Raw genomic sequence first — 10966 nt, 5'->3', positions numbered from 1 at the left:
CCTGTGGAGAATTGGCGCAATCAGGCCGTTCCGTGAAGCAGGAACCCGCCGAAGCGACTACACAGGGGCTTGCCCTTGTGTAGCGCCGTAGGAATCTCCGGCATTCATGCCGGGGAGGATGTCAAAGGCCGTGCATTAAATCGAGATTTCTCTGGAATTCCACCAACCGGGTTTGTGACTTTTGCGTACAGTGGGCGCAACTTGTCTGGCGAAAACCAAAAAAATTGACAAAACTCATTTCTCTGGAGTAAATACTCTAGTGACGTCCATGGGACCCGTTGGTTTGGGGAAGGAGGAGAGGTCCCGTTGATGTTCTTCTATCGGTAGGTATCCCATTTTAGGAGTTGTGACATGGAAAAAACAGAAAAATTAGAACTATCAGGCAAGTCGGTAAAATCTGGAAAAATCACGACGAAGACGGTTGCTGAAAAGACTCCCGCGGCAAAGACCTCCACCACGAAGGCTGTTGCTGCAAAGACTCCCAGGGCAAAAACTCTCAAGACCGAGAAGCCGAGTGAACCCGTGGTTCAAATTCCCTCCGTTTCGCGAGAAGAGTCTGTGGCCACAGCAGCTTACTTTCTTGCCGAGAAACGAGGATTTGTTTCGGGTTTTGAGTTGCAGGACTGGTTTGAGGCTGAGTATTCCGTGAAAGGGGAGGGCGTATGAAGGATCAGTCAGGCATGCTTAAAGGTTGGCGGAAGATTTTGGTGGGGATGGTAATGCTGGCAAGCGGAGTCTGGGGTTGCCAGGAGGTCAGTGCAGAAGACCTTCCTGTCATTCATAACCCCGATGCTTCTGGAGCACTTCCAAAGTTGGAATTGCTTTGGCTGGGACAATCGGCACTTCGTTTAACCACTCCTGGCGGAAAAGTCATTCTGATCGACCCCTTCATTACGCAAAACCCGAAAACACCTGAAAAATATAAGGATCTGGATAATTTGGGCAAGGTGGATCTGATTTTGGTAACCCACGCCCATGGGGATCATTTGGGTGATGGGCCTGCTTTGGCCAAAAAGTATCATATTCCCTTGATTGGTCCGGCAGGAATGAATCAATCCCTGGTGACGTTGGGGGTGTTGCCTGCCGAACTGGCTCCAGGGATGAACAAGTCGGGAACGGTCACTCCCATAGGCCCCAATATCCATATTACGATGGTGCACGCCGAGCATAGTTCCGAGTTGGATTGGCTCAATCCTGCGACAGGTCAGCATGAGATTCATAATGGTGGAGAACCGGTAGGCTATGTGATCGAGTTGGAGAATGGATTCAAAATTTACGACATGGGCGATACGGGGCTATTCAGCGACATGAAATTTATCGGCGATTATTATCGTCCCGATCTGGTGGTGATCCCCATTGGGGGGAATTACACCATGGATCCTGTCGAAGCGGCTTTTGCCATGCGTTACTGGATCCATGCACGCTATGTTCTTCCCGTACATTACGGAACCTTTCCTCTCTTGAAGGGGACCCCGGAGGAATTTATCAAAGCCCTGGGGCCGACGCGGACCAAAGTTCTGGAACTTAAGCCGGGCGGAACTGTTTCTTTTTAATCTATATTCTGGAATCCAGCGAGAAATGTATAACATAGTTCCGGTCATTCTTTGCGGAGGCTCGGGGACGCGCCTTTGGCCTTTGTCCCGTGCGGGTTTTCCCAAGCAATTTCTTTCCCTGACGGGAAAGGAAAGTCTCTTTCAACAATCGGTGGTACGAGCACGTGCGCTTGCAGGCATGGACATTCATCTGGATGATTTGCTTTTGGTCATGCATGAGGATCACCGGTTTTTGGCGCTTGATCAACTGAATGCTACGGAATCTGCAGAGACAGCACATTTTTTGCTTGAGCCTGTGGCGCGGAACACGGCTCCAGCATTGACTTTGGCCGCGCTTCAAGCCCAGTCCTCTGGGGAAGACCCTATTCTGGTGGTGATGCCCGCCGATCAAAACGTGGCAGAACGCAGTGCCTTTACTGAGGCGGTGCGACGCAGTATCAGAACGGCGGCTCAGGGGGGGGTGGTTCTTCTGGGGATTCCCCCGGATCGTCCAGAGACGGGATACGGCTATATTCGGCATACAGGACAGATTGATCTGCAAGGAACCTGGGAAGTGGGTCAATTTACAGAAAAACCAGACCTTGATACGGCACAAAGATATCTCGAGAGCGGGGAATACACCTGGAATGGTGGCATGTTCGTGCTGCGGGCGAGCGTATGGCTCGCTGCTTTGGGCAAGTTTCGTCCTGATATTCTGGAACTCGTTCGCTCGGCTTGGGAAAAACGCTCGGTGGATGGGATGTTCACAAGGCCGGATCAAAAATTCTTCGCTCAGGTACCCAGTGAGTCGGTGGACTATGCTGTTGTGGAACGGTGTCCCGGTTCATCTTTTCCTGTCCGAATGGTTCCACTGCAGGCGGGGTGGAGCGATCTTGGCGCTTGGGATGCGGTCTGTCAGGTAAATGCGGCAGATGCTGAGGGCAATGTCACGCAGGGTGATGTTTTGCTGGTGGATACCCGGAATTCATTGGTTCATGCCACTTATCGCCTGGTTTCCACGGTGGGCGTAGACAATCTCGTGATTGTGGAGACACCGGATGCCATACTGGTGGCAGATCGTTCTCAAAGTCAGAAGGTCAAACAGGTCGTTACAGCCCTTCAGCAGCAGAAGCGAGAGGAGCATAACTTGCACCGCAAGGTATACCGACCTTGGGGATGGTACGACAGTATCGATGAGGGGGAACGCTTTAAGGTCAAGCGGATCCAGGTCAAACCGAAGGCCAGTCTCAGCCTTCAAAAGCATTATCATCGGGCAGAGCATTGGGTCGTGGTGCAGGGAACCGCAGAAGTGACCTGTGGGGACCGGACCTTCTTGCTTCATGAAAACCAGTCTACCTATATTCCTCAAGGAGAGGTCCACCGTCTTTCCAATCCGGGAACCCTTCCCCTCGAGATTATCGAGGTGCAGTCCGGGGGGTATCTGGGCGAAGACGATATCGTGCGTTACGGCGATGTCTATGGTCGTCAGTGAGTGATCCCTTCGCGGCGCAGAACTTGCACAACTGTGCGCCACAGGATGAGTATATCCAGTCCCAGGGATCGATGGGTAAGGTAGTAGGCATCCAAAGCCACTTTTTTGGGTATGGGGATTTCGTCGCGTCCGTTGATCTGTGCCCAGCCGGTTAACCCAGGAACCAGAAGGTGGACTCCACAGGCAGTGCGCTGCTCGATTAGATCCTGCTGATTGAACAGCGCCGGACGAGGTCCCACAAAACTCATATCTCCCGTGAGGATGCTCCACAGTTGAGGGAGTTCATCCAGGCTGGTTTTGCGCAGCAGCGAGCCCACCGGGGTCAGATACTGATCCGGATTCTTCAGGAGGTGAGTGGCCACGGCGGGCGTACCCAGGCGCATGGTGCGAAATTTTGGCATGGAAAACAGCCGGTTGTTCCTGCCTACCCGTTGCGACCAGTAAAGGATCGGCCCCGGAGATGTCAGGCGTACCAGCAGGGCTGTAACCAATAGCACGGGGGATAATAAAACCAGCACGCCCAAGCCTGTTAGCAGGTCAAATAGTCGTTTGGTTTTTTCATGCATCTTCAAATTGGCGGAAAAGTGGGGCATGGTTCAAGTTGGGTCGGCCATAATGCCCCCGGTGATCAATACCAACGCGCGTACCATCAGGAGGGCACGGGCCTGGTGGTGGTGCGTTGCTCTGGCCGAGGGGTCTCCTGCCAGAATTTTTCGGGCACTCCAGATTTGGGCGGCTTCTAGCGCATAGAGCGTGATGAGTAGTCCGAAATGCATCCAGACGCCAAAAGAAAAAATATCCTCCTGATCGATTAAACGATGCCACCAGCGACGATGGGTATACAGAAATACGGGCATGGCAACGTCGAACAGGATGGTGGCAAGCATGACGGGTATATGGAAACTGCGTTTGCGGGGGTTGTAAAAGGCCACCAGCATGAGGGCATAACTGAGACAGGCCAGAACAAAGGGCGTTAGCATGAGGACTGGGTCTCGAGGAAAAAAACCATGGAAAAAAGGATCATGGCAAGGGAGATTCTGCTTGGGCTTGAGTGACCATCCACTGGCTTAGGGCTGCCAGCAGGGGGTCCTCTGCGCGGTGACTGGAAAGGCATAGGGCAAATTCCGAAGGACCTTGAACAAAACCCAGAGGCGCAACCAGGCGACCCTGGGTGAGTTCCCGTCGGGCCAGACGTTCCGGCGCAATGGCAATACCCAACTTTGCCACAGCCGCCTCCAGCATCAATTGCAAATTATCGAAGTGACGCACCAGATGCAAGCGTGGGTTTTCCAGTCCGTTAAGTTCTGCCCAGTCGGTCCAGGCATTGCGGCGAGACAGAGTGTAGAGCAAAGGTTGGCCAGAAAGATCGGTGGCTGTGTGAGGCAGAGGAGACCAGTCTGGAGCGCACACGGGACCGGCGCGGTCGGAAAAAAGAGTCTGTCCTTGAACGCCATGAGGCCAGGGGGGGCAGCCACTGACCACGAGAGCATCGATGCGATCCGTGACCAAATCGTTGAAAGTTCCCTGAGTTTGTAATTGTAAACGGATATGAGGGTGTTGCTGCTCAAAGTTTTCCAGTCGCTGAATCAGCCAAAGCGCCATGAAGCCCCCCGGTGCCGCCAAGGTCAGGGTCTGTCCGGGAGGAGATGCAAGTAACTGGTGACAAGCTTCTTCCAGAGTGGATAAAGCCTGGGTGGCTGCTCGTTGCAGGGTTTGTCCTGCGGGAGTCAGTTGAACGCCTGCCGCGTGGCGGGTGAAGAGAGGCTGCCCGATCCAATCCTCTAACTGCCGGATCTGATGACTGACGGCACTGTGAGTCAGACATAACTCCCGTGCCGCCAGAGAAAAGTTCAGGACCCGGGCGCAGGCCTCGAAAATTCGGACCGCATGAAGCGAAGGGAGTTTTCTCATCAAAGGGATAAAAGACGACGATCAGCGAACAGTATACAACCTTGCCAACCCATGTCGGTCTTTCGTCGCTCCATTAACTACATTTGCTGTCCCCGCAGTTGAGACAGGTCAGGCATCCATCCATTTTAATCACGGCCTGGGTGGAACATTTGGTACACAGGGAGGCGCCTTCAGGGAAGCCTGTTTCTTGGGGCTGGTTTGATGCATGGCGTTCAATAAATTCCTGCCGTTTTTCTTCCAGAAAAACTTTTTGTTGGGGATCGGGTTCGGGACGACCGAGCATACCAATTTCCATCAAGTGTTCTTTGAGAACTTCACCAATTTCAGCCACCAGACTGGGAATATATTTTCCACCTTTTTTGAAGTATCCCCCCTTGGGGTCGAAAACGCTGTGCAATTCCTCCACCAGAAATGTGATGTCTCCCCCCTTTCGGAACACGGCGGACATCACGCGGGTCAGCGCCACGATCCATTGAAAATGCTCCATATTCTTGGAATTGATAAATATTTCAAAAGGACGACGATGTTCCTGAGGCGTGCCAGAATTCATGACAATGTCATTGATGGTGATGTATAGCGCGTGATCCGTCACGGGGGTCTTGATCTTGTAGGTGTTTCCCACCAATTTTTCTGGGCGGGAGAGAGGTTCACCCAACTGGTGAATAGGCGCCAGAGGTTGGGTGGTTTCCGGAGTGGAAAAAGCGGTGGGCGGTTCTTCCGTGACAACGGTATATCCCACGATCTTTTTGTCGATTTTGAGTGTCATGATGGGTTTTTCCTTGAGTGGTGAACATGGAGAGCAGTGAGCCACATTTCAGAACTTTCCATAGTATCCTTCCTTTAAGGCATCATAGAGGTTGGCGGCACTGTGCAATTCACCGTCATACTCGATGGTTTCATTGCCCTTGACTTCAAGGGTACTGCCATCTTCCAGGGTGAAACGGTAGGTGGTATTTTCCAAATCCTTTTCAGTGACCAGTACCCCTTGGAAGGCCTCGGGGTTGAAACGGAAGGTGGTGCATCCCTTCAATCCCTTTTCATAGGCATAAAAATAGATATCCTTGAACTCGCTATAGGGATAATCCGTGGGTATGTTGATGGTCTTGGAAATGGAACTGTCGATCCATTTCTGGGCAGCAGCCTGGATGTCCACATGAGCACGGGCTGAGATGACAGAGGAATCGACGAAATAGTCTGGCAGACGGGTATCCTCATCCTGAGCGTAGGGCATGGCCTTGGAATTGATGAGGGAGCGGTAGGCCAGCAATTCGTAAGAAAATACGTCCACCTTTTCCTTGGATTTTTTGCCTTCTCTAATGACATTACGGCTGTAATGGTGGGCAAAAGAAGGCTCGATCCCGTTGCTGGCGTTATTTCCTAGCGAGAGAGAGATGGTTCCCGTAGGGGCAATGGAGGTGTGATGGGTAAAGCGGACGCCCTGAGTAGCAATACGTTCGCGTAGTGTCTCGGGAAACTGCTGGAAGTAACGGCTATAGCGCCCCAATAAAACCTTTCCTGGCACGCTGTCCCCTACTTTCAGGCCATCCTTGGCCATTTCAGGCCGTTGTGCGAGCAGGGCAGAGGTGATGACGAAGGTTTCTTCCATGATGGGAGCCGGCCCCTTTTCTGCGGCCAGTTCCAACCCGACTTCCCAACCTTCTTCAGCCATGACTCGGGTCACTTCTTCGGTGAAGGTCAGGGATTCGGGGGATCCATAATTCATTCGCAACAAGGCGAGGGTCGAACCCAACCCCAAATAACCCATGCCATGCCGACGTTTGCGAATGATTTCCTCCCGTTGTCGGGGCAGTGGCAGGCCATTGATGTCCACCACATTGTCGAGCATTCGGGTGAATATGCGCACCACTTCCCGGTATTCTGCCCAATCAAAGCGAGCCTGTTCAGTAAAGGGACAACGTACAAACTGTGTCAAATTGATGGACCCCAGCAGGCATGCGCCATAAGGAGGCAGAGGCTGTTCTCCACAGGGGTTGGTGGCGCGAATGTTTTCGCACCACCAGTTATTGTTCATTTCATTGACCCGGTCGATAAGAATGAAACCAGGTTCGGCATAATCATAGGTGGAAGACATGATGACATCCCACAGACGGCGAGCCTTGAGTGTCTTGTAGATACGGCAGGCGATCTTGCCATCCGCCCGTCCCACATATTTTTTTTCATGACTGGGCCAATCGCGCCATACGATCTCCTTATCTGAGGCAACATCAAGGGAATCGGCCTCGCTCTGGCTAATGGGGAAAGCCAAGGGCCAGTCCTGATCCTTTTTTACCGCCTCCATGAATTCACGGGTAATAAGGCAGGACAGGTTGAATTGGCGCAAACGTCCCGCCTCACGTTTGGCCTTGATAAAATCGGACACATCAGGGTGGGAGATATCGAAGGTCGCCATTTGAGCGCCTCTTCGTCCTCCTGCAGAAGACACGGTGAAACACATTTTGTCGTAGATATCCATGAAGGATAAGGGGCCAGAAGTATAGGCTCCTGCACCCGCCACGAAAGCGCCCTTGGGGCGCAAAGTGGAAAATTCGTAACCGATACCACATCCTGCCTTGAGCGTGAGGCCGGCCTCATGAACTTTTTCCAGAATGCCATTCATGCTGTCTTCCACAATGCCTGAAACAGTACAGTTGATGGTGCTGGTGGCCGGTTTATGTTCCAGTGCTCCAGCATTCGAAGTGATTCGACCGGCGGGAATGGCCCCCCGACGCAAGGCCCAAAGAAATTTGTCGTACCAGAGGGTCCGTTTGTCTTCACTCTCTTCCGTATCGGCCAAGGCGCGAGCAACGCGCTTGAAAGTATCATCGATCTGCTGATCGACCGGTTCCCCTTGTTTATTTTTGAGGCGATACTTTTTGTCCCAGATGTCCAGGGAAACGACTTGTAAGGGAACCTCTGGGTGCGACAGGGAAGGAGACTTGACAGCGCTCAGCATGGATATCCTCAGTGAAAAAAGTCGGTTTGATGTAGTGGTCTGAAAAAACAGAAAAAATAAAAAAACTTATAAAACCACAAGATGTAGTGGTTATGCTCGGAGATTACCACTATTTGTGTGGGGTGGTCAATAAAATGCTCATGGTGTGCTGCGGGCAATGGCTCGAGCAAGCAGATAAAAATAGAGGCGTCGTGGAAGCCATTGCGCGATTTTGAGCAGCGTCGTGAAGCGTCTAGGGAAGTGGGTTTCGAAGTCTCCGCGTTCCAGTCCCGCAAGAATTTCATGGGCCGCTTGGTCGGGTTGCATCAAAGCGGGCATGAAATAGTCTGCACGGGAGGTCATGTCCGTGGCCACAAAACCCGGGCAGATACGCGAAACACCGATGCCGTGCGGACGGAGTTCAAAGTATAACCCCTCGCACAGGTTATTGAGGGCGGCTTTACTGGGTGCGTAGGCCAAGGCTCTGGGTAGGCCATTGTAGCCTGCCACGCTGCTGACAAAAGCAAGGTGTCCGTATCCTTGATGGCGCAACAGAGGAAGTACCACAGCCAGCACATGATAGGGACCGAGCAGGTTGGTCTGCAGCGTATCTGCAATCAAAGGCATCTGATCAAGGGTTAGGTCTGGGGCGCAGATACCGTCATAAATCCCCGCGACGATCAGGATCAGATCGATACCCCCCCAAGCCAGGGACAAGTCATGGGCGGTTTTTTGAATGGTCTGTGGGTCACGAATATCCAGTCCGGTTAAGGTGGTGCGCGTTTTTTGCTCGGGAGTCAGGGTGTCATGCCATGCCTGCAGACCCGAAAGGTCACGGCCAGAAAGGCAGAGACGTGCGTTTCTGAGGACCAAGGCACGGGCCACTGCTGCGCCAATCCCGCGGGTGGCTCCAATGATCCAGATGCGTTGATTGAACCATTTGGTCAGCGGAGGATTCATAGGGGGGAGGAGGCGCATGAATTATTCTCTCCAGGGGTTTGCGTTCAATCAAATACGGAGACATTTGAAATCAGTTAGAATACTCGCCACCATTGTCATCAGACAGGATAATACAGTAACTATGGTAGATCATTCGACCACATTATCTCCCGAACCCATACCCATCATCGATCCTGCTGAGCCATTTCCTGGTCGCAAGTTGGTTCGTTCATGGCTGGTTCCCCTCTGCGGCAAGCGTACTGCCTTGCCCATTCTCATGATTATTTTTGATTTCGCTCTGTTTTTTGGATCGGTTTGGGCTACCCTCTGGTTTTCATCCGGCATTGCCAAAATTCTGGCAGGCATGGTTGCAGGCTTTGTGATCGGTCGCCTCTTCATTCTAGGGCATGATGCCTGCCATCAAAGTTTGACGCCCCACCGCAAGTTGAACCGGGTGTTGGGACGAATCGCGTTCCTGCCTTCTCTAACCCCTTACAGTTTGTGGGATATTGGTCACAATCTGGTACATCATGGACAAACCAACCTGAAGGGGTTTGATTTTGTCTGGGCACCCTATTCGTTGGAAGAGTATCAGGCTCTTTCCCCTGGCCGCCAATGGCTGGAACGAATTTATCGGAGTGGAATGGTGCCTGGTCTCTACTATTTCGTGGAAATGTGGTGGTTGCGCATGTACTTTCCGACGAAAACCTACATGGGCGCGCAACGTCCAGCCTTCGTTTGGGACGGTCTTTTGGTTTCAGCGTTTGGATTGGTATGGGTGGTGATTTTAGCGGTCATGGCACATGTGACACACCAAAGTCTGTGGCTTACTGAGTTCACGGGTTTTTTGATTCCTTTCGTGTTTTGGAATTTCATGATTGGGTTCGTGGTTTATGCCCATCACACGCATACCCGCGTCGCGTGGTATGACAACAAGGTCGAGTGGACGAAGGCTCAGCCCTTTGTTTCTACCACGGTGCATCTGATTTTTCGTTTCAAGGTGGGGGCATTGATGCACCATATCATGGAACATACGGCACACCATCTGGACATGGGCATTCCGTTGTATCGCCTGAAGGAAGCGCAGGATTTTCTGGAGAACCATTTGCCCGGTCGAATTGTCGTGCAACCTTTTTCATGGGCTTGGTACTTCAAGACGGCCCGTCTGTGCAAACTCTACGATTTCAAGTCACGTTGTTGGCTCGATTTTGACGGCAAGCGCACCAGTCAGCCTGTGGCAAGTTTCGGGGCATGATTCTGAATCCGATTCTTTAACCCGTAAAAAAGGCGACCCGCGGGTCGCCTTTTCACTTCTTCAGTAAACTTACTTGGCAGCCTTGGCGTCTGCAGCAGGAGCTGCAGGAGCAGCAGCCTTCTTGTCAGCTTTCTTGGCGTGGTGATGTTTCATTTTCTTGGATTCTTTCTTGGGAGCGTCTTTAGGAGCATCGGCAGCAGCAGGAGCAGCGTCAGCAGCAAAGGCGGTAGCGGTGAATGTGGCCAGCAGGGCGGCGATGAGAGTAGAACGAATCATGGTGATTTCCTTTGTTGTCGAGAGTGATAACTTCATATAACAAAAACTACTGCCCAAAAGGGGCGGCACTATTGTAACTGGTAAAATCCGTCACATGCGCCACATACCAACAACGTCCCATCAAAAAAAAGGTTGACAGAGAATTGACTGATTGCCAAAAGGACAGTGGAGTTGGTTGTGTGGATCGAGGTCCCAGGCAGACAAATGTTCATCAGGCTGTTGAGTGACAGGGTCGGTCTTGACCCTTTAATCAGGGGCGATATTCGACTTTGTCTGGCACATAGAAGAAAGTTCCTATGTGATTTCAGATTCGGATAATCAATTTTTAGAAATAAAACTAATTTTTTTCAACAGGTTATAATGTATCTGTGGGTGGGTTTCCGGGAATGGCCCGGCACTTCCCGAAAAAAGATTGCCCGTAGTGTTGACATGCCCTGTGGGCTCTGTATAATGGCGATCTTTCGTTGCACAAATGCAGCGAAACAGGCAAAACTGATTGCTCTTTAAAAATTTGATACCGATAGGTGTGGGTACTACAAGGGAGTAATAAATTGTAGTGCTCACGAAGAAATAACCGTTAGGTTACTTTGAGTGGGGTGATGGTGCAGAGATGTGCTGTTACAAAAGAG

The 10966-nt window shown here is 51.7% G+C and carries 11 protein-coding genes; 4 read left to right on the top strand and 7 right to left on the bottom strand.

The genetic code is table 11. From position 1 onward, the window contains the following. Window positions 1-351 precede the first annotated feature (351 nt). The 3 genes from IV91_RS0109960 to IV91_RS0109950 are packed head-to-tail and all read left to right on the top strand — an operon-like array spanning window position 352 to window position 3024. Complete coding sequence (locus IV91_RS0109960) at window positions 352-666, top strand: DUF2934 domain-containing protein (RefSeq protein WP_031598006.1); 315 nt, start codon at window positions 352-354, stop codon at window positions 664-666. Then, on the top strand, window positions 663-1553 hold the full coding sequence (locus tag IV91_RS0109955; protein ID WP_197456480.1) for a metal-dependent hydrolase: 891 nt from the start codon (window positions 663-665) through the stop codon (window positions 1551-1553). The genes IV91_RS0109960 and IV91_RS0109955 overlap by 4 nt, the downstream gene beginning before the upstream one ends. A gap of 25 nt (window positions 1554-1578) precedes the next feature. Continuing rightward, window positions 1579-3024: a mannose-1-phosphate guanylyltransferase/mannose-6-phosphate isomerase gene (locus IV91_RS0109950; RefSeq protein WP_031598002.1), complete on the top strand. Its 1446-nt coding sequence runs from the start codon at window positions 1579-1581 to the stop codon at window positions 3022-3024. On the opposite strand, the gene IV91_RS0109945 is transcribed toward IV91_RS0109950, so the two are convergent. The 6 genes from IV91_RS0109945 to IV91_RS0109920 form a co-directional block, all read right to left on the bottom strand. After that, window positions 3018-3590 (bottom strand): sugar transferase, encoded by a 573-nt coding sequence (locus tag IV91_RS0109945; protein ID WP_031598000.1) that lies wholly within the window; start codon window positions 3588-3590, stop codon window positions 3018-3020. The genes IV91_RS0109950 and IV91_RS0109945 overlap by 7 nt on opposite strands. A 30-nt stretch (window positions 3591-3620) precedes the next feature. Continuing rightward, window positions 3621-4004, bottom strand: a complete 384-nt coding sequence (locus IV91_RS0109940) for a hypothetical protein (protein WP_031597999.1) — start codon at window positions 4002-4004, stop codon at window positions 3621-3623. 40 nt (window positions 4005-4044) lie between these two features. Next, window positions 4045-4935, bottom strand: a complete 891-nt coding sequence (locus tag IV91_RS0109935) for a LysR substrate-binding domain-containing protein (RefSeq protein ID WP_031597998.1) — start codon at window positions 4933-4935, stop codon at window positions 4045-4047. A gap of 73 nt (window positions 4936-5008) precedes the next feature. Further along, window positions 5009-5701: a TSCPD domain-containing protein gene (locus tag IV91_RS0109930; protein WP_031597997.1), complete on the bottom strand. Its 693-nt coding sequence runs from the start codon at window positions 5699-5701 to the stop codon at window positions 5009-5011. Between the two features lie 48 nt (window positions 5702-5749). Further along, complete coding sequence (locus tag IV91_RS0109925; RefSeq protein WP_031597996.1) at window positions 5750-7888, bottom strand: adenosylcobalamin-dependent ribonucleoside-diphosphate reductase; 2139 nt, start codon at window positions 7886-7888, stop codon at window positions 5750-5752. A gap of 138 nt (window positions 7889-8026) precedes the next feature. Next, window positions 8027-8845, bottom strand: coding sequence for an SDR family NAD(P)-dependent oxidoreductase (locus tag IV91_RS0109920; RefSeq protein WP_035417698.1), 819 nt, complete (start codon window positions 8843-8845; stop codon window positions 8027-8029). A 103-nt stretch (window positions 8846-8948) separates the two neighbouring features. On the opposite strand from IV91_RS0109920, the gene IV91_RS0109915 reads away from it, so the two are divergent. Continuing rightward, window positions 8949-10061 (top strand): fatty acid desaturase, encoded by a 1113-nt coding sequence (locus tag IV91_RS0109915; RefSeq protein ID WP_031597992.1) that lies wholly within the window; start codon window positions 8949-8951, stop codon window positions 10059-10061. A gap of 69 nt (window positions 10062-10130) precedes the next feature. Here IV91_RS0109915 and IV91_RS0109910 read toward each other — a convergent pair whose 3' ends face one another. Beyond that, window positions 10131-10337, bottom strand: coding sequence for a hypothetical protein (locus tag IV91_RS0109910; RefSeq protein ID WP_031597990.1), 207 nt, complete (start codon window positions 10335-10337; stop codon window positions 10131-10133). Window positions 10338-10966: the final 629 nt, after the last annotated feature.

Source organism: Ferrovum myxofaciens (genome assembly GCF_000735045.1).
Lineage (GTDB): Bacteria > Pseudomonadota > Gammaproteobacteria > Burkholderiales > Ferrovaceae > Ferrovum > Ferrovum myxofaciens.
The sequence above is the reverse complement of the archived record's forward strand: the minus strand, read 5'-3'. Positions and strand labels throughout refer to the sequence as shown.